13 protein-coding genes are annotated in these 19,197 nt (G+C 68.0%); 9 read left to right on the forward strand and 4 right to left on the reverse strand.

What is annotated here, in order from left to right; genetic code table 11:
- The first annotated feature begins 3 nt into the window (after positions 1–3).
- The 6 genes from BJ963_RS16930 (at position 4) to BJ963_RS16955 (ending at position 9,372) form a co-directional block, all read left to right on the forward strand.
- The gene (locus BJ963_RS16930; protein WP_089914426.1) at positions 4–915 is read left to right on the forward strand and encodes a carbohydrate ABC transporter permease; all 912 of its coding nucleotides are present in this window, start codon (positions 4–6) and stop codon (positions 913–915) included.
- Positions 912–1,808, forward strand: coding sequence for an ABC transporter permease subunit (locus BJ963_RS16935; RefSeq protein ID WP_179457648.1), 897 nt, complete (start codon positions 912–914; stop codon positions 1,806–1,808). The genes BJ963_RS16930 and BJ963_RS16935 overlap by 4 nt, the downstream gene beginning before the upstream one ends.
- A gap of 38 nt (positions 1,809–1,846) precedes the next feature.
- Positions 1,847–2,941, forward strand: coding sequence for a glycoside hydrolase family 130 protein (locus tag BJ963_RS16940; protein WP_179457649.1), 1,095 nt, complete (start codon positions 1,847–1,849; stop codon positions 2,939–2,941).
- A 103-nt stretch (positions 2,942–3,044) separates the two neighbouring features.
- Positions 3,045–7,559, forward strand: a complete 4,515-nt coding sequence (locus BJ963_RS16945; protein ID WP_343037312.1) for a polysaccharide lyase family 8 super-sandwich domain-containing protein — start codon at positions 3,045–3,047, stop codon at positions 7,557–7,559.
- A 17-nt stretch (positions 7,560–7,576) separates the two neighbouring features.
- Positions 7,577–8,629 carry a substrate-binding domain-containing protein gene (locus BJ963_RS19575; RefSeq protein WP_179457651.1) on the forward strand — a complete coding sequence of 351 codons (1,053 nt, stop codon included), beginning with the start codon at positions 7,577–7,579 and terminating at the stop codon, positions 8,627–8,629.
- Positions 8,629–9,372: an HAD-IIB family hydrolase gene (locus BJ963_RS16955; protein WP_179457652.1), complete on the forward strand. Its 744-nt coding sequence runs from the start codon at positions 8,629–8,631 to the stop codon at positions 9,370–9,372. The genes BJ963_RS19575 and BJ963_RS16955 overlap by 1 nt, the downstream gene beginning before the upstream one ends.
- Before the next feature lie 922 nt (positions 9,373–10,294).
- Here the strand turns inward: BJ963_RS16955 and BJ963_RS16960 are convergent.
- Positions 10,295–11,461 (reverse strand): hypothetical protein, encoded by a 1,167-nt coding sequence (locus tag BJ963_RS16960; RefSeq protein WP_179457653.1) that lies wholly within the window; start codon positions 11,459–11,461, stop codon positions 10,295–10,297.
- Between the two features lie 783 nt (positions 11,462–12,244).
- Between BJ963_RS16960 and BJ963_RS19615 the strand changes: the two genes are divergently transcribed.
- Both BJ963_RS19615 and BJ963_RS16970 read left to right on the forward strand, forming a co-directional pair.
- Entirely contained in the window at positions 12,245–12,556 is a 312-nt protein-coding gene (locus BJ963_RS19615) for a transposase (protein ID WP_179457654.1), read from the forward strand.
- A 185-nt stretch (positions 12,557–12,741) separates the two neighbouring features.
- Entirely contained in the window at positions 12,742–13,173 is a 432-nt protein-coding gene (locus BJ963_RS16970) for a VOC family protein (protein WP_089914401.1), read from the forward strand.
- Positions 13,174–13,276: 103 nt separating this feature from the next.
- On the opposite strand, the gene BJ963_RS16975 is transcribed toward BJ963_RS16970, so the two are convergent.
- From BJ963_RS16975 to BJ963_RS16985, 3 genes are all read right to left on the reverse strand, one after another.
- Positions 13,277–13,672 carry a RidA family protein gene (locus tag BJ963_RS16975; RefSeq protein WP_179457655.1) on the reverse strand — a complete coding sequence of 132 codons (396 nt, stop codon included), beginning with the start codon at positions 13,670–13,672 and terminating at the stop codon, positions 13,277–13,279.
- A 93-nt stretch (positions 13,673–13,765) separates the two neighbouring features.
- Positions 13,766–15,655: an amidase family protein gene (locus BJ963_RS16980; RefSeq protein ID WP_246298093.1), complete on the reverse strand. Its 1,890-nt coding sequence runs from the start codon at positions 15,653–15,655 to the stop codon at positions 13,766–13,768.
- Positions 15,652–16,374 (reverse strand): cohesin domain-containing protein, encoded by a 723-nt coding sequence (locus BJ963_RS16985; protein ID WP_179457656.1) that lies wholly within the window; start codon positions 16,372–16,374, stop codon positions 15,652–15,654. The genes BJ963_RS16980 and BJ963_RS16985 overlap by 4 nt, the downstream gene beginning before the upstream one ends.
- Before the next feature lie 622 nt (positions 16,375–16,996).
- On the opposite strand from BJ963_RS16985, the gene secA2 reads away from it, so the two are divergent.
- Positions 16,997–19,162 (forward strand): accessory Sec system translocase SecA2, encoded by a 2,166-nt coding sequence (gene secA2, locus BJ963_RS16990; protein ID WP_343037313.1) that lies wholly within the window; start codon positions 16,997–16,999, stop codon positions 19,160–19,162.
- The last annotated feature ends 35 nt before the right edge of the window (positions 19,163–19,197 follow it).

Genomic DNA, 19,197 nt, shown 5'->3' on the forward strand with positions numbered 1-19,197 from the left:
CACATGACTGAATCGTTCCCCTTCCCCCGCCGCACACCGGTCCGGATCACTTTCGGGCTCGGGATGCTCCTGCTGGGCATCTTCGGCTTCGTCCCTGCGATCGGTGTGCTGATCGCCTCGCTCACCGACCTGCGCGGGCTGCCCGGCCTCCCGATCAACTTCGTCGGGCTGCAGAACTACGTCGACTTCTTCTCGCCCGCCAAGTGGGCGGACAGCGCGAACGCTCTGCGCAACACGATCATCTTCGCCGTCGTGAGCACGGTGCTGCAGATCGTTGTCGCTCTGGCCGTCGCGGTGCTCCTCAACCGCCGTCTCCGCGGTCGCGACTTCTACCGGGCCGTCGTGTTCATGCCGACGATCCTGGGCGTGACCGTCACGGGCCTGGTGTGGTCGCTGATCTTCAACGTGAGCGGCGGCCCGGCCGCCTCTCTGCTCGGCCTGTTCGGCGGGCATTCGGCCTTCTTCGGCGACCCGAAGCTCGCGCTGGCCCTCGTGATCCTGGTGCAGGTCTGGATGGTGCTCGGCGTCTCGGTCATCATCTTCCTGTCCGGCCTCCAGGCGGTCCCGGAGGAGCTCAACGAGGCGGCGGAGATCGACGGAGCGAGCGGCTGGCAGCGGTTCCGCAGCGTCACCGTCCCACTGCTCGCGCCGTCGATCACCGCGAACGTGCTGCTGGGCATCGTCAACGCGCTGCAGAGCTACCAGCTCATCTACGTGCTGAGCGGCCCGAACAACCGCTCGACGCAGGTGCTCTCACTGCTCGTGTACGTGCAGGGCTTCGGCGGAGCCTCGGGCACGACGCTGTCGCAGTCGCAGGGCTATGCCGCCGCGGTGTCGATGGTGCAGTTCTTCCTGGTGGCCATCGTCTCGATCATCGCTCTGGCCATCCTCCGCCGACGGGAGGCGAAACTGTGACGACCACAACCGAGGCCGCGAACCCCGCGACAGCGGACACGCTGCCGGAGAAGACGGGCGGCCGTCGCGAGACGATCACCCGCCGCCGCCGGCGGATTCCGATCGGGGCCTACGTCTGCGCGCTCATTCTGATGATCGTGTTCCTGTTCCCGCTGCTCTACCTGCTGAACACGGCCCTGAAGTCGCAGGCGGAGTTCGTCGCCAACCCGGTCGGGCTGGTCTCGGACCCGCAGTGGGGCAACTTCGCGACCGCGTGGGAGAAGGGCGACTTCGGCGCGTACATCCTGAACAGCGTTTTGTACACGGCGGCCGGATCGGCGATCGGGACCCTGCTCACGCTGGTGCTCGCGTTCCCCGTCGCCCGCGGCTACGTCCGCGGTGCCAAGTACTGGTCCGTCGTGTTCGTGCTCGTGCTGTTCCTGCCGAACGCCCTGATCACCCAGTTCCAGCTGCTGCTGCGCCTCGGCCTCTACGACACGCAGCTCGGCTACATCCTGCTGGTCGGTGTCGGCGTCGGCGTCGGACCTCTGCTGCTGAGCGGGTTCGTGAAGTCGATCCCGAAGGAGCTGGACGAAGCGGCCGCGATGGACGGGGTGGGCTACTGGCGCTACCTCTTCACGTTCATCCTGCCGCTGGCCCGCCCGGCGCTGGTGACGGTGTTCATCCTGCAGGCCGTGTGGATCTGGAACGAGATCATCCTGGCGACGGTCCTGCTCGCCGACCCCACCAAGTTCCCGGTGACGGTCGGGCTCTACGCCTTCAAGGGGACGTACGGCAACCAGTGGCCGCTCCTCGCGGCCGCGACCTTCATCGTCGCCGCTCCGCTGATCGTCGGCTACATCTTCATCCAGCGCTACCTGGTCAACGGTGTCGTCGGAGCCGTCAAGGGCTGACACCGTCCACCCCCCATCCACCCCCGAGAGAGGTCCTGTTGTCCACCACCATCCCCGCCCGCACCATCGCCACGGACGTCCCCTACGCCCTGGAGCGCATCGGCATCGTCATGGAGCCTGATGCGGCCGACCCGCGCCAGGTCGAGGGTGTGCTCAACCCCGCGACCGTGCAGGACCCGGACGGCACCGTCCACCTTTTCCCGCGGCTGGTTGCGGAGCACAACGTCTCCCGGATCGGCCGGGCCCGCGTCGTGGTGGCCGACGGCGTCCCCACCGGCGTCGCCGAGCTGGAGATCGCCCTCCAGGCGGAGCGCGGCTGGGAGCACGGCACGGCGCACGGCGGCGTGGAGGACCCGCGCATCACCCCCCTGAACGACCTCGGCATCCACGTGATGAGCTACGTCGCGTTCGGCCCGCTCGGCCCGAAGCCCGCGCTCGCGGTGTCGACGGACGGCCGCGAATGGACGCGGCTCGGCCCCATCCAGTTCGCCTACGACGACGCCCTCGACACCGACCTCAACCTGTTCCCGAACAAGGACGTCGTCTTCTTCCCGGAGGTCGTCCCGGACCCGGAGGGCCGCCCGAGCTTCGCCATGCTGCACCGGCCGATGTGGGACTTCGGCTTCGTGCGTCCGGACGAGCAGCCGCCTCTTCCCGCGGGCGTGACGGACCCGCGGGCGAGCATCTGGATCTCCTATGTGCCCGTGGACGACGCTGTGCAGGACCTCACGGCACTGACCCGCCCCGGCGGCCACCGCTTCGTCGCCGGTCCCGAGTACGAGTGGGAGGCCCTCAAGATCGGAGCCGGCCCGGCGCCGCTCCGGGTTCCGGAGGGCTGGCTCGTACTGCACCACGGCGTCACCGGAACGCTGCCCGGCGGTTCGTTCGTGCCCCAGGCGTTCACCGTCCGCTACGTCGTCGGGGCGATGCTGCTCGATCCCGACGACCCCTCGCGCGTGATCGCCCGCACGAGCGAACCCCTGATGACCCCCGAGACCGCGGACGAGACCGCGGGAACGGTGGCGAACGTGCTCTTCCCCACGGCGATCGAGAAGATCGGCGGAGAGCACATCGTCTTCTACGGCGCGGCCGACACCCGGATCTCGGCCGCCCGCCTGGTCCGCACCCCCTGACCCCCCGATAGCGAACAAGGAGTCCAACGCAATGACGCGTCATCCCGAAGACCCGCACGCTCCACATCCCTCGCTCCTGCGCCGCTCGCGTTCGTCTGCGCTCGTGGCGTTCCTCGTCGCCGCGCTCCTGAGCGTGGTCGGTCTGGCCGCCCCCGCGAAGGCGGCGGACCTGCAGACCGACGTCGCGACGATCGTCACGCGCCTGCAGGACTACTACCTGAGCCAGGGCGACGAGGTGCAGATCGCCAACGGCATCTACCTGGCGCAGACCTCGAACGCGCTCGACTACGTCGCGTCGCAGAACGCCGACGGCTCGTGGTCCGATGTGAACTACCAGGACACGACGAGCTCGGCGAACGGGAAGACCTGGGACGCCTACAAGGCGCTCTACCGGATGGTCGCCATCGCCCAGGCGTACCGCGAGCCCACCGCGAGGGGCTACCGCGACGCGACGCTCATCGCCGCGGAGGAGCGCGCGCTGACGTACTGGGACAGGGTGAACCCGGGGAACACCAACTGGTGGGAGACGGAGATCGGCGAGTCGATCGCGATGGGGCGGATCTCGATCTTCGTGGGGGATGTGCTGAGCAGCGACGCCGCGGCGCTCGCGATCAAGCACAACCAGGGCAAGCTCGACCCCGCCGGAGCGAACGGCGCCTGGCGCACCTCCGACTACCTGTACAAGGCGCTCGCCACCCGTGACGCCGCCGCCATCACGGCGGGCTTCGCCACGATGGTCCAGACGGTCGCCGTCGACGACTCCGGCACCGTTCAGGAGGCCGTCCAGCCGGACTCGACGTTCTGGGCGCACGGCGCCCAGCTCTACAGCGAGGGCTACGGAATGGCCCTGTTCACCATGGTCGCGATGTGGGCGGACTCCGCTCGCGGCACGAGCCTGGCATTCACGCGCGACCAGCTGGACACGATCGCCTTCTACATCGTCGACGGCACCCGCTGGCTGATCCGCGGCGAGATCGAGATGCTGTACCTCCTCTACCGGCCGGCGACGACCGTCGACGGCGTCACGAGCTACGCCGCCGTCTTCCTCGATCCGCTGGACCGGATGGCGCGCACCGACCCGCTCTACGCGACCGCGTACCGGCACATGGCCGACAACATCCGCGGGAAGACGTCCGGCAACGGTGCGATCGGCGACAAGTACTTCTGGCGTTCCGAGTTCTCGTCGCACCAGCGGGCCGACTACGGCATCGTGACCGGTCTGAACTCGAGCCGGACCGTCGGCAGCGAGTACCGCTCCACCCTCCGTAAGGACGTCGGGAACGAGATCGTCTGGAACCGCACCGGCACGACGGCGATCCAGGTCACGAACAAGGAGTACACCGACCTCGGCCCGGCGTTCGACTGGTTCCACTACCCGGGCACCACCGTGCCCTATGTGAAGGAGACCACGCTCGGCAAGGACGGCCGGTCGGGCAACGGCGGCGCGTTCACCGGCGGCGTCTCGGACGGCACCTACGGTGCGAGCGTGGAGAGCCTGGACCGCGTCGGCACGCAGGCGCAGAAGAGCTACTACTACTTCGACGACGAGATGGTGGCGCTCGGTGCCGGCATCCAGTCGTCCTCCAGCGCGCCCATCCACACCACGGTCAACCAGGTCGCGGCGAAGGGCAATGCCTCGGTCGACGGCCAGAAGGTCGCCCCAGGCACCGACGGCCAGGTCGTCGCCGATCCGTCGTGGGCCTACAACGACAAGGTCGGGTACGTGTTCCCGTCCGATCAGTCCGTGACGGTGTCCGACAAGACGCAGACCGGCAGCTACTACGGCGACCAGCCGGAGAGCCACGACGCGTTCACCCTGTACTTCGACCACGGCACGAAGCCGAGCAACGCCACGTACCAGTACATCGTGCTCCCGGCGAAGTCGGCTGCGCAGACCGAGGCCTACGCGGCCAAGCCGGCGGTGAAGGTCCTCCGCAACGACAGCGCGGTTCAGGCCGTGCAGCACGCAGGGCTCAAGCGGACGATGGCGACCTTCTACCGGGCCGGATCGCTCGACCTCGGCGACGGCCGCACCCTGTCGGTGAGCCAGCCCAGCATCGTGATGCTGGACGAGTCGTCCGGCACCCCGGTGGTGAGCCTCTCCAACCCGAGCCAGCCGGGCACCCTCGTCGATGTCGAGCTGAGCGGCGGGGCGTCCGCGTCGCGGGGCACGTTCGTGCTCGGCACGGGGGCGAACCTCGGGAAGACCGTCACGGAACCGCTGGTGGCGGACGACTCGGATGGCTCGCCCTACACGGCGAGCGGTTCGGTCGCTGGCCACGGTCCGTCGCGCGCAGGCGACGCGGATCCGGCAACCACGTGGCAGTCCTCCGGAGCGGCCCCTTGGCTGAGCCAGCGTCTCGCGGCGGGCTCCTACGCGATGGGCGCCGACGTCGACTGGGGCGCCGACTACGCCACGCGCTTCCTCGTCCAGACGTCCCTGGACGGGGTGACCTGGACCGACCAGGCCCTGGTCCAGCGCGGCACGGGCGGACATCAGCACGTCGACTTCCCGGCGACCGCGGCGAACTTCGTCCGCATCCTGCCGTTGGACGGGCCCGGTGGAGGATCGTACGCGGTGGCCGAGTTCGCGGCCGTCGCCCGGGCGAATCTCGCCCTGGGCGCTCCGACCACGGCATCGGACGGGACGAGCCCGGCGAGCGCGACCGACGGGAACGCCACCACCCGGTGGATCGCCGACCGGACCGGGTCTCCAGACACCTCCTGGCTGCAGGTCGATCTCGGGAAAGTGCAGAAGATCGGGGCCGCTCGGCTGTTCTGGGAGGCGTCCTACGCCAGTCAGTACAAGATCCAGGTCTCGGACGACGGCAGCACGTGGCGCGACGCCTACGTCACGCCGGCTGCCGGGAGTGACGGAGGCACCGACCTCGTTGCGCTGAATGCGACCGGGCGGTACGTCCGGATGCAGACGGTCAAGCGAGCGCTCACCACCTACGGCGTCTCGGTGTGGGAGTTCGAGGTGTTCGGCGACAGCGCCATCACCGCAGCGCCCGTAGCGACAGGACGGGTGAACCTCGCGCAGGGGAAGCCGACGACCGCCGACAGCGTCTACAACAACCTCGCGAATGTTCAGGCTCCTGCGGCCACGGACGGCTCGAAGACCACCAAGTGGTCCTCCGCCCGCCCCTCGGGCACGGCGCCGTACACCAACCGCAACTGGCTGCAGGTCGACCTCGGCACGGTCCGTCCGGTGTCGCAGGCGGTCGTCGAGTGGGAGAGCGGCAACTCCACCGACTACCAGCTCGAGGGGTCGGTGAACGGAAGCGACTGGACGCCGCTCGCGCATGTCCAGAACACCGGCACCGCCGACCACCGCCGCGACACGACCGATTTCCCGACCGCCGAAGTGCGCTACGTCCGGGTCATCGGGTCGCCGGCGACCAAGTACGGGCTCAACATCTGGGAGTTCGAGGTCTACGGCGGCTACAGCCTGGCGTGCACGGCGCCGGTGAACGCGGAGCGCGGCGGTACGGCCACGCTTGCCGCGACGATCACCCCGCTCGTCCCGGGCGACTCGTTCACCGCGTACTCGCTCGACCCGGCCGTCGCGGCGGTGGCTTCCGCGCCCCAGGCCGCCGCCGATGGGACGGTCTCGGTCGGCCTGAAGACCGGGGTGCCCGGCAGCACCTCCGTCGTGCTCGTGCACGGTGCCGGGGACGAGTTCGTTCGCTGCCCGGTCACTGTGGGGGTCGACACGAGCGCTCTGCAGGCACAGGTGGACCGGGCGAACAGTCTCGACAGCACCTGGTACACGCCTGACACCTGGTCGCCCCTGCTGCCTGCCCTGGAGGCCGCGAAGGCGACGCTCACGGCGGCAGACGCCAGCCAGCCAGCGATCGACGCCGCCGCTGCGACGCTGAAAGCCGCCATCGACGGCCTGCGCGCCACCGCCGTCGTCAGCGCACCCGCTGTCAGCACGAAGTGGGCGACGGCGGCGACGGTCACCGTCACGGTCACCTCACCGCTCCCGGTCACCGGGAAGGTCGCACTCACTGAGGGGGACAAGGACCGCGGGGTCGCATCCCTGAACGGCGGTGTCGCCACGTTCACCCTCCCTCCGGGCCTCGCAGCGGGCGACCATGTGCTGACCGCGACCTACAGCGGCAGCGACACGGTCGCCGGTGCCAGCACGACGGTGACCGTCACGGTGGTGCTGCCTGCCGCCTGGAGCAAGACGACGTCCTACAAGACGGGCGACATCGTCAGCTACAAGGGTTCCGTCTACAAGGCGGGCTGGTCCACGAAGGGCGAGCAGCCCGGGCTCAGCAACACCGGAGCCTGGCAGGAACTGGCGATGACCGAGGACGGTGGAGCCGTCTGGACCCCGTCCCGCGTGTTCTCCGGCGGCGACACCGTCCTCTACCAGGGACGCACGTACCTGGCCGCCTGGTACAGCCGCGGTGACACCCCCGGCTCCGCGACGGGACCCTGGCAGGAGATGGCGACCGCTCCGGACGGCACCGCGCTGTGGACGCCGTCGCGCATCTTCAACGGCGGGGACCGCGCGAGCTACAAGGGGGTCGTGTACGTGGCCAGGTGGTACTCCCGCAACCAGGCTCCGGGCGACGTCAACGGCCCGTGGGCCGTGGCGCGGTAGCGGAAGGAGGCACCGAGGTGGGAACCGGTTCGGGTCCGGATCCCGCCTCCGGTGCCGCCCGGGAGCCGGGGGAGCGGCGCATCACCATCGCCGACGTCGCGGCGCGCGCCGGCGTCTCCAAGAGCGCGGTGTCCTTCGTTTTCAACGGGCGCCGGGGGCTCAGCGAGGGGACGACGGACCGCATCGTCCGGGCCGCACGAGACCTCGGCTGGCGCCCGAGCTCCCGCGCCAGGGCGCTCTCCGGGCAGCGACCGCGGACCGCGGGCCTGGTGCTCCGCCGGGACGCGGCGGCCGCGAGCTCTGATCTCGTCGGTTTCCTCCACGGGATCGGGTCCGCGCTCGCTGCGACCGGCGCTGTCCTCGTCGTGCGCGTCGTCGCGACCGATGCCGAGGAGCGGGAGGCCTACTCGGCCTTCGCCCGCGAGGCGCAGGTGGACGTGGTGCTGCTCGCGGGCCTGCGGGTCGCCGACGACCGCCCCGCCGCTCTGGCGCGGCTCGGCCTGCCGTTCGTCTCCGCGGACAGCGTCGGCGCGGCCGACCAGGGCGCGCGGATGCGGCAGGCGATCCGTCACCTCGCCGGCATCGGCCATCGTCGGATCGCGCTGGTCGCGGACGAGTCGCTCGCACGGTCGGCCCGGTGGAGTGCGGAGTTCGCGCGGGAGTCGCGCCTGCTGGGGCTCGATGCCCGGGTGGCATGGGTGTCCCTATCCATCCCGATTACCGTGAGGGACGCCACCGCCGGCCTGCTCGACCGTGCCGAGCCTCCCACCGGGATCGTCTACGAGAGCGATGTCCTCGCGGCGGCCGGCATGCAAGCCGCCCTTCGCCGTGGCCTGGAGGTTCCGCACGAACTCTCGGTGATCGCTCTCGACGACGGCCCGGTCGCCCTCGTGACGAATCCTGCTCTCTCGGTCGTGCGGCGCGACGCCGAGGCGTGGGGCCGGGCCTGCGGTCGCCTCCTGGCGAACAGCGGCGGCGGTTCCCCGGAGGATGCGCTTCCTCCGGCCGAGCTCATCATGCGCGGCAGCACCGCGCCGCCATCCCCCTCCAACCAGGAAAGGTCCCGCTGATGCCCCGTCTCGTCGCCTTCGATCTCGACGACACCCTCGCCCCGTCGAAGTCTCCCGTCGACGCGCGGACGGCCGAGTCGCTCGGACGTCTCCTCGAGGTGATGGAGGTCTGCGTGATCTCGGGCGGCCGGTTCGAGCAGTTCCGGGACCAGCTGCTCTCCCGTCTGCCCGCGTCGGCGCCGCTGGAACGCCTCCACCTCATGCCGACCTGCGGAACGCGCTACCTGAACTGGGACGGAGCCCGCTGGCGCCTGCGGTACGCCGAGAACCTGAGCGACGCCGAGCGGGAGGAGGCGCTCGCCGTGGTCGAGGAGGAGGCGTCCCGCTTGGGGTTGTGGGAGGCGGGGACGTGGGGGCCGGTCATGGAGGACCGCGGCTCGCAGATCACCTTCTCAGCGCTGGGCCAGTTCGCCCCCGTCGCCGAGAAGTCCGCCTGGGATCCGGCCGGAACGCGGCGCAGCAGCCTGCGGACGGCGGTGCGGTCCCGGCTGCCCGGGCTGGAGGTGCGTGCGGGCGGGTCGACCAGCATCGACATCACGCGTCGTGGCGTGGACAAGGCCTACGGGATGAGGAGGCTCGCGTCAATCACGCACATCCCCTTCTCGGACATGCTCTTCGTCGGGGACCGTCTCGACCCGGACGGCAACGACTACCCGGTGATCGCGCTCGGTATCCCGACACATCCCGTGCGGGACTGGACGGAGACGGCGTCGCTCATCGACGAGCTGATCGCGGCGGCGTGATGTGGCGGGGCTGGTGGTCGCTGTCCTCGACGCATGACCGCCCGGGTCGCGAAGGGTCTGCTCGCGCCATATCGTGCAGGTAACAACCTCTACGAGATCAAGCAGGTGGTCGACGCGTATTGCCTCCGAGTCGATGAAGGCGGTCGCTGGCATCGCGACTCTATTGAGGCGGGCCCGTCCTGAGAGCCAGGCAATCTATGCCTAACGCTTGCTGACGTGCAATCGAACAAGGATTCCGACCGCTTGCCAGACGTCAGAATCGCCTGAATGTCGCTCTGAGTCCCCCTCAAAGCGTTCAGACGCGCCATAACAGCATCGTTGGACCGATCCGTCTGCTCTCCCGCACCCAGCGGGCGTAATGCTGGCGGACGACGACGCCTCACTGCTCATTGGAGATCCGGGTTCTGCCCTACAAGCAGCCCCGGGGAGGACTGTTCCCCGACGTTCGACAGCCAGGGCCAAAGGAACCAGCATGAGCGAGGTCTCGGCGACGCTTCGTACACTGGACGGTGGGGGTTGTTTATGAATTCGTCACGAAAGACAGCTCGACGAGTAGGGACGGCGCTTCTTGCCATAGTTGCCGCGACGCTTCTGTGTGTGGGGCTCTTTGCGGCTGTGTTGACGATCGGGTCGGCCCGAAAGAACAACTGCTTCCAAGAGGGACCTTCCTCGCCGCTGGCACTCATTTCAGAGAGTTCGGACACCGTCCACCAAAGCCTTAGCTTCTGGCCCCTTGGTCGGCAGTGCGATTGGGTGAGAGCCGATGGGAACGGCACTGTGACTACCTATAGCGGGAACTGGGCGACCAGCGGTGGAACGTATGGTGCAATCGGCCTTGGGATCGCGGGGCTTGTGTTCGCTACGAGGCGAGGTAACTCGCGTGAGGCCACCAGAACCGTGGTGGCCTCACGCGATCACTAACTCAGGGACAGGTCACGACGACGGGCGCGATGTCTCCATAACTCGAGGATGTCCAACACCTATTGGGGTCGGCAACCCACAGGCGATCGGTATTCAGGTTCGTTCGGCTGTCACCAGCCAACTGCTTGGTGCCCATGCAATCGGTGAGAGCGATTCCCGGGATGCAGTTTCCGTTGTCCACTTGCTGGATACCCCCGCCGAGGTGGCTTGATCCGGTGACTCCGATCTGCGCATCGATGTGGGTACTGACCTCGTACATTCCGAACTCATCAGGGGCAAATCGCTGCGGATACTCAAAGCCGACCGTCATGGCGTTGCGGCCGCAGGAGTCGAGCAAATCGTTCAGGTCGGCGTAAGGGTAAGCGGAACTCAGGTCCCCGTTGGGCGAGAAGGTGCTCCATGAGTACCAGTTGTAGTTCTTGGCGATGAACTGATCTCTAAAGTTCGGGCCGCATATACCTCCTCGTATGCCGGTTGCGCCGTTGTAGAGGTCGATTCCGGCCTCAATTCCAAAGGCCGTAGGTATGTTGCGGGGCGACGTAGCACCGTTCCAGGTCATCGTCATGTCGAAGTACTGGTGAACACCCGATCTCTTGATCTTGCTGAACACGCTGTAGGGCTTCCACCCGTTGCCCACGGCGAGGATCGACGTTTGGCTCTTCGCTGCCGGCGCTTCTGTTGGCGTCTTAACGAGGGCCGCGGCTTTGTCGGCAGGCACCGGTGCCGGTTGGTAGTCGGGCACTCCCGTCGCGATCGTGGTTGCATGGCTTGGCGTCGGCAACGCACGCGTCTTCGACGATGTGCTGCTCGTCTCCTTAGGGCGTTCGATAACCAAGCCCGCGACGCGTGGCTCCGTCCCGTAGAGCTCGTGGAATCCGGCCAGATAGTCGGACACCGTTTGACCACTCGCGGTCCGATATTCCCCTACGACCTGGTCGCTTTCGATGCGAAATCCAACCACTGACTCGGATCGAGAAGCAGCAATCTTTGCCGCCTGCGTCAATGTAGTGCCTGAGCTAAATGGCAAGATCACTTGCTCAACCTTCGCGGGATCGCCGCTTGAACTCGTCGCCCCTCCCGCCGGTGCAGCGCCATAAGAAGGCGCGGCGACGGATGTAAGGATTAGCCCGCAGGCAGCGCCAAACACCACCAATGACGATTTCTTCATAACTATCCCTTTTCTCTTCAATCGGAGAAAGGGACGTCCCCCCGTGGTCTTTCTATCGGGTGCTTACTGCGGATGTCAATCTGAACGATTATTCACATGGCCGCTCATTCTCGAGCCAATACGTCGCCCGCTCGGCGACAGATGGAAGAAGGGCGGCCGCAGCGGCTATGTTCGGTGCGGTGGTCCTGATAAGCCGGACGCGTGGCGCTCGGAGTTTTGACCCTGTGACCAAGGCCGATGGCTTGGCAAGCTGAGCATCTATGCCGGTTCCCGAGATCCGAGATTCGGCCAGGCTCTCGAAGGAGCGGACCAAATAAAGTCTGGCTATGACATCAATGAGATGTGGCTAGATTCCTGGTCCGAATAAACAGTTCCATCTCTCCATCGAGAAGGCGGGCTGGTAGTTGCCATTGTGGTTAATCGGTCTGGTCATCATCGCGATCATCCTGTCGTTCCTGATGCCCTGGGCGAGAAGGTTCGACCGGCGCGCTGGTGAGAAGCGAGTCGCCAGCGGAAAGCCACGGTCCGTCGTACCCATCTGGCTAGGAGTAGCGATCTGTGTCGTCCTCATCATCGCCGGCATCGTCCTCTACAACCTGCCCTGAGTGAGTTGAAATGGCCGGGGTTCTGTCACCCTTGAGTAACCCCGGTTCGTCGGAGTTATCCGGCTCCACCTTGTGACTCGCCGGGATGGTTGTGTCGGAGTTATCTGGCCCCACTGAAATGTGAATCCCGTCTGTTGTCTGGTGGACGGTAGGGCCGGGATTAAGGTCTGTCAGGTTGATGCCGGCGGTGACCGGAAGGTCGCGGCCGTGGACCGACCACCGTCTCGCGGTCGAGGGGATGGCCTGGAAGCACCGAACCGCTGCTCCGTGGCGGGATGTACCCGAGCGGCTCGGGATGTGGAACTCGATCCATAAGGGGTTCAACAGGTGGGCTGAGGACGGCTCCTGCATCGCGCGCGTGCATCAGCACGCCGCGACCCTCGCCCGGGGCACGGGGGCTCCGCTGAATCACAAGAATCCGCGGTTCGAGCCGCCTGATCATGAGATCGCACTACTCGTCAAGGACCTAGGACTGCCCGTAAGCCGGTAGAGCTACAGTCCGGAGCCGTTGTGAGGACCGGATCAAGCCCCTCTTCAGGGACACCCGGTCCTTCCGGTTGGCGAATTGGGTTCGGGTCGGCTGCGAATCGAAGACAAGGCCATGCCGTCCTTGACGCATGTATATCTTCAAGCCGACACCGGACTGTTCCCTCCGACGATCGCTATCCTCGACGCATGACCGCCCGGATTGCGAACGTGACGTTCTTCGCCGAGAATCCCACCGAGCTGGCGCGCTTCTGGAGCGCCGTGATGGGCTACCCGGAACCGACCGGCTGGGACCCGGAGGACGTGGCAGAGCTCAGAGCCTCCGGAATGACCGACGAGGAGATCGCGGATCGCGCCGAAGCCTGGGATCAGAATCCGGCACATCAACGGTTCTACTTCAGCCGGTACCGGCACGAGCGACGGCAGCGCAACCGCGTGCACCTCGACATCACGCCGTTCGACGACCGCCGCGCCTCGCGCGAGGAGCTCGAAGCGGAGCGCGACCGCCTGATCGCCCTCGGTGCCACCGAGGAGAAGACCCTCCTGGGGTACTGGGGCCCCTACGAGGAGTTCGTGATCATGATGCGCGACCCGGAGGGCAACGAGTTCTGCCTGCAATAGCTCCGCATCGGGCGGGAGCGGATGGTCGACCGGCGGGTAGCGGTCAACGAGGTCTTCGTCCGCGCGGCCGACCAGAGCCGGTGAGCTGACCGCCGGGTTGTGGTCAGGAGTCACTCCGACCTTCGCCGACGTACGCGGTCATGCGGATGGAGATCAGCACGTCGGGGATCACGGCGCCGAGTTTCGCCGCATACCGAGCGGGCGGATCGCTCGGGAACCACAATCGGTACTCCTCGTTCATGCCGGCGAAGTCGGCCGGGTCGCTGAGGAGGATTCCGACTTCGACGACGTCGTCCAAGGTGGCATCCGCCGCCGCGAGAACAGCGCGACAGTTCGCGAGTGCCTGCCGCGTCTGCTCCTGGATCGTGGGACCGGCGGGTTTCCCTGTGTTGACGTCGACCCCCACCAGTCCCGAGATGTGGATGAAGCCTCCCGACTTCACGCCTTGGCTGTAGAAGGGAGAGCTCGGCGCATCCGGGGTGCTGATCACTTCGCGCATGCGCTCACTATGGCTCCTGGCGGCCGTGGTGGCCAGGGGGAGACGAGCGCCCCGGCGCGAAGCCGGGGCGCTCGTCTCGGTCGGGCGGTCGCTCTACTTCAGCGGACCGTAGAGCGGCGCGGTCGCCCGTGCGTGCGTCGCCTGCTCGAATGCGTATGCCAGGCCGATGATGCCGCTCTCGTCGTAGTCGCGCCCGAGGAACTCGAGGTTGACGTTGGCGCCGACCAAAGGGTTCGTGCCGTCGGACGCGATGGCCTGGCCCATGGGCACCGTGATCGCGGGCATCCCGGTGTTGGGGCTGAGGCGCATGTTGGTTCCGATGGTGCTGTACGGCGAACCGCTCGGGTACACCAGGGAGTCCAGCGCGTTGTCGTTCAGCAGCTGCGTCACGGTCGCGTTTCCGGTGGCGATGGCGGCGGTGTGCGTGCCCGACGGGCCCGCCCACGCCTGGTACTGCGCGTCGGTCACGTTGTTGCGCGACGTGTAGATGCTGCTGCGCGTTGTGACGTTGCGACCGCTGGCCAAGATGTCGTCGATCGAGCGAGCGGTCACGTTCGGCGCCAGATGGTTCTGGATGTAGATGTTCAGGTCGTGCTTGAACTCGTTCGTGCTGCCGCTCCCTTCGTTCAGCGTTGCCGTGAACGCGGCAGGCACGCTCGTGATCTCCACGACCGTCGCCCCCTGCGCCTCGAGCGTCGCCTTCGCAGCCGCCCACAGCCGGGTGACCGTCGCGTTGCTGCCAAGCATGGAGGTGACGATGCCGATCCTCTTGCCCTTCAGCGCGGTCGGGTCGAGCGCTGCGGTGTATGAGGCCGGGACATGGCCCTGCTGCTCCGCCGTGATCGGGTCGGCCGCATCCACACCGGTGACGGCGTCGAGCGCGACCGCGGCGTCGGTGACGCTGCGGGCGATCGGGCCGCCCGTGTCCTGGCTGAGGGCGAGCGGAATGATGCCATCGCGGCTGGTGAGGCCGACGGTCGGGCGGATGCCGACCAGCGAGTTGTACGTCGACGGCACGCGGATCGAGCCTCCGGTGTCGGTGCCGAATCCGATGCCCGCCAGGTTCGCGGCGATGGCCGCACCCGTCCCGCCGCTGGAGCCTCCGGCGGTCTTGGTGGTGTTCAGCGGGCTGGCGACGAGAAGCGTCTTGCCCGGGTCCTGGAACGAGGAGAACTCGGAAGCGAAGCCGTACGCGAACTCGTCGAGGCTGGCCTTGGCGAGGATGACGGCGCCCGCCGTGCGGAGGTTCTTCACCATGGTCGCGTCGTCGCTCGTCTGGTTGCCGTCCCAGCAGCCGCAGCCGCCCGTGGTGGGCATGTCGACGGTGTCGTAGTTGTCCTTGACCGCGATCGGGACGCCGAGCAGCAAGCTCGTCATCCCTTTCTGCGCGCGGGTGGCGTCCGCCTGGGCCGCGATCGTCAGAGCCTGCGCGTTCGTCGAGATGATCGAGTTGAGGGCGCGTCCGCCGGCCCCGGTGTCGACGACGGAGCGGTCGAGGGCGGCGATCCGGTCGAGGTATTCCTGGGTGATCTTCACGGAGGTGGTGACGCCGGCGTTCATCGCGGCCTGCATGTCCAGGGCGGAGGCCTCCACCAGCTGGAACGGCCCGTCGTCGTAGATCATCCGCTGCGAAAGGGCGACGACATCCTTCACGGTGATGACGCCATCCGTGTCGGTGTCCGCCACGGCGACGGTCGACCAGCCCGCCGAGGCGGTGGTGGCACCGAGATGGTGGGTCAAGACGTCGAGGTCGGCCGTTGTCACCTGCTTGTCGCCGGTCAGGTCGAGGGCGGTGTAGTACGGCGCGAGGAACGCCTCGGAGCCGCTCGGGACCGGTGCGGCCGCGGCCGGGGCGACGATGGCGCCCGTCGCAGCGAGTGCGGCGAGAGCAGCGAGCGCGCCGGCGGTTGTCGTGACGCGGCGGGCGGCGGTTCGGGTGTGCATGGCGGTGGTGCTCCTCGTGATCGATCGGCGGGCGGTCATCGGGCTTCTCCTGCACGTCGGCGGCGGACCGCGATCAGGACGGCGGCTGCGCCGAGGACGACGAGGAGGCCACCCGCGATGACGTACGGGAGGACATCCGACCCGGTCGAGGCCAGATCGTCGGCGGTGGACGCGGTGGACCTCGTCGATGTCGCGGAGCCCGACCCGGAGCCGGTCGCCGGCGTCGTCCCCGCCGGAGGTGCGGTTACCGAGCCCGGTGTGACCGCGACGGCCGGGCTCACCGCGGCGTTCGAGAGCGGGGTCACAGCCGACGCGGGGTCGACCAGCGAGAGCGAGCGCAGGGTGAACGCCGTCGATCCCGCAGCCTTCGCCGTGAACTTCAGGGTGTACGAGATGGTGCCTGACAGAGCCGGGGAGGTGCCGAGCCGCGTGTAGACGAGGTCGACCGTGCCGGAGGCGGTGCTGACGGCGTCGTAGCCTCCGGCGGTGACGACCGCGCTGCCGTCGACGTACGCGACGATCGCCGGGTCGAAGGCCAGGACGGCCTCGTAGCCGAAGACGTCGGTCGCGCCGGTCAGTGTCACCGTCACGTCGAAGGAGTCTCCGGCGGTGACCGCCGACGGCGCGGAGACCGTGACGGCGGCCACCGCGGGAGCCGCGACGGCGGGCGCCGCAGCGCCGACCGCGAGGCCGAGACCGGCGAGAGCGGCCGCCGTGGCGGCCAGGAGGCGCGCGAAGCGCCTGGGGGTGTGATGCATCGGGTGGTGCCTTCCTGTGGAGCGGGCGAGAGGGGGTCGCCGATGCGTCCGCCGTCAGCGGCAGGAAGGGAAGACTCGCGTCGTCGAGGAGCACGATCTGCGAACGGTCCAGAGCCGGCCCCGGGGGGTGGGCCAGCGGCTGAGGAAGCGGCTCCATCGACAGGCTCGACGCTAGAGGCCCGCTGTTTCGCGCAGCGGGCGATCGTGTTTCTGAACGATTACACAGATTGGGACGCGTCCCGCCCGGTGACGAGCCCGGATGGGGAGGCGTCGAACGTGGGGTCGGCCACCTGGCCTTGTCCAAGCGCTTCATCTTCCAGCTCGCCGGTTGAGGCTCGCGGAAGACGTCATGGCGGTGGTCCCTATTGCACCGCGGCTGTCCCTTCGGGCCGGTGGTGGGGTGGCGTTCGGGCCGACCGGCTGCGGCGAGCTCGTTTGCGCGTCGGAGCCCGGTCGGAGACGATAGCGAGTCTGGTGTCAGGGGGTGGTTGTGGGTCTGCGTGATGGTGTCAGGCGGTACTTCGGTGTGGATGGCACGGTCCGGTTCCGTCGTCATCGTGCGCTGGTGGGCGATCTCCGTTCGCTCGTGGCGCCGTCCTCTCCGGATGAGGTGGATGCTTCCGTGAGTCGGCTGCGCTCGTGTTCCGGCGAGTGGGGGAGGGCGGAGCAGCGGGAGTTCTGTCGGGTGGCGCGGGCTGTCGCATGGGCCGCTCTGGGGATCGACCTGTTCGACAGCCAGCTGGTGGGGGCGTTGGCGCTTCTGGATGGGCACGTGGTGCAGATGGGGACCGGCGAAGGGAAGACGGTGACCGGGGCGGTCGCGGCTGCGGGTTATGCACTGCAGGGGCGGTCGGTGCAGCTGTTCTCTGTCAACGACTATCTGGCCCGTCGGGATGCCGAGTGGATGTCGCCGTTCTACCGGGGGTTCGGGGTCGGCGTCGGGTGGATCGGGGAGGGCGAGGAGCGGGAGCGGCGCCGGGCCGCGTACGCCGCGGACGTGACGTATGTGCCGGTCACCGAGGCGGGGTTCGATGTGCTGCGTGACCGGTTTCGCACAGAACCGGAAGATGTGGAGCTGTTCGTCCAGGATGTGGTGATCGTCGATGAGGCTGATGCGGTCCTGATCGATGAGGCCTCGACGCCGTTGGTCCTCGCCGGCGGGGGGACCGGGGGTGTTTCGCAACGGGAGGCGGCGCAACTCGTACGCACCCTCGTGCCTGGAGTCGACTATGAAGTGGATGCAGATGGCCGGAATGTGGCCTTGACCGACCGGGGTGTGGATGGGGTCGAGGCTGCACTCGGCGGGGTCAATCTGTTCGACGCCGCTGGGCATGACCACCTCACGACCATCAACGTCGCGTTGCACGCGCAGGCGCTGCTGCACCGTGATGTGGACTACATCGTCCGCGATGGGCGGATCCAGCTGGTCAATGCCTCTCGGGGGAGGATCGCCCGGTTGCAGCGGTGGCCGGACGGACTGCACGCGGCCGTTGAGGCGAAGGAAGATCTGGAGAGCTCGACTGTCAGCGAGATCCTGGACTCGATCACGATCCAGGCGCTCGTCGGCCGGTACCGGACGGTGTGCGGCATGTCCGGGACGGCGCTGCCCGTTGCCGAGCAGCTGGCTGACCGGTACGGAGTTCGCACCGGCGAGGTCGGTCCGCACCGGCCGGTGATCCGGGAGGACCTCCCGGATCGGGCGTACCCCGACGCTCCGTCGCAGCTGCGGGCGGCGCTCGAGTACATCGTCGCCGAGCATCGGTCCGGGCGTCCGCTCCTGGTCGGCACGGGCAGTGTCGCCCAGTCGGAGCAGGTCGCTGAGGAGCTGGGACGGTGTGGACTCGACGCGGTGGTGCTCAACGCGAAGAACGACGCGGACGAGGCGGCGATCATCGCTCGCGCCGGCGAACACGGGAGGATCACGATCTCCACCCAGATGGCCGGACGGGGGACCGACATCAGGCTCGGCGGAGCCGATGGAAGCGACGCGGAACGCGTCATCGCCGCCGGCGGGCTCTGCGTCGTCGGGATCGGCCGCTACGACAGCCGCCGACTCGATGACCAGCTGCGGGGCCGTGCCGGTCGACAGGGCGACCCCGGAACGAGCGTCTTCTTCACCAGCCTCGACGACGACCTGGTGCGCCGCCACCTGCCGGGATTCTCACCGTCCCTGCGGAAGGCCTACGACTCCCCGTTCACCACCGACACGGCCACGGAGCTCGTCGACCATGCCCAGCGTCTCGCGGAAGGGCTCCAGCATCGATCCCACCGGAACACCCTCGCGTTCTCCGAGGTTCCCACTGAGCAACGGCTCGCCGTCCTCCGGCTCCGCACCGCGGTGCTGTCCGCTGAGAGAGACGATCTCCTCCTGAACGGCGAGGCACGAACCGCCGTCGACGCCCTGCTCGGCCGCCATCGCATCCACGCTTCCGTCCGGGAGATCAGCCTGCACCACCTCGACCAGTACTGGATCGAGCACCTCGACATGCTCACCGCGGCCCGCGAGGGGATCCATCTGCGCTCCCTGGCCCGCGACAACCCGCTCGACGAGTACAACAGGATCGCCTACAGGGCATTCGAGGGTTTCGCCGGCCGCGTCACGGACGCCATCGCAGCGACCCTCACCCACGCTGCCGCCCGGGGAACCCTCGACCCCGAACCCCTCGGCCTGCGCAGACCGTCCACCACCTGGACCTACATGGTCATCGAGGACCCGTTCGGCTCCCCGGAGCAACGCTTCGGGAACCTCCTCCTCAACGCCTTCCGCCCAGCCGGCCCCGAAAGCTGACGCCCGCAGCATGCCCGACCGAGGAGTCCCGCGAA

It is taken from the genome of Leifsonia soli, from assembly GCF_013408745.1.
Classification (GTDB): domain Bacteria; phylum Actinomycetota; class Actinomycetes; order Actinomycetales; family Microbacteriaceae; genus Leifsonia; species Leifsonia soli.

What these genes read in the sequence shown, in the direction of transcription:
- BJ963_RS16960 (WP_179457653.1), bottom strand. Translation starts at nt 11,461, where the DNA reads ATGAAGAAATCGTCATTGGTGGTGTTTGGCGCTGCCTGCGGGCTAATC.
- BJ963_RS16955 (WP_179457652.1), top strand. Translation starts at nt 8,629, where the DNA reads ATGCCCCGTCTCGTCGCCTTCGATCTCGACGACACCCTCGCCCCGTCG.
- BJ963_RS16980 (WP_246298093.1), bottom strand. Translation starts at nt 15,655, where the DNA reads ATGACCGCCCGCCGATCGATCACGAGGAGCACCACCGCCATGCACACC.
- BJ963_RS16985 (WP_179457656.1), bottom strand. Translation starts at nt 16,374, where the DNA reads ATGCATCACACCCCCAGGCGCTTCGCGCGCCTCCTGGCCGCCACGGCG.
- BJ963_RS16970 (WP_089914401.1), top strand. Translation starts at nt 12,742, where the DNA reads ATGACCGCCCGGATTGCGAACGTGACGTTCTTCGCCGAGAATCCCACC.
- BJ963_RS16930 (WP_089914426.1), top strand. Translation starts at nt 4, where the DNA reads ATGACTGAATCGTTCCCCTTCCCCCGCCGCACACCGGTCCGGATCACT.
- BJ963_RS16975 (WP_179457655.1), bottom strand. Translation starts at nt 13,672, where the DNA reads ATGCGCGAAGTGATCAGCACCCCGGATGCGCCGAGCTCTCCCTTCTAC.
- BJ963_RS19615 (WP_179457654.1), top strand. Translation starts at nt 12,245, where the DNA reads ATGCCGGCGGTGACCGGAAGGTCGCGGCCGTGGACCGACCACCGTCTC.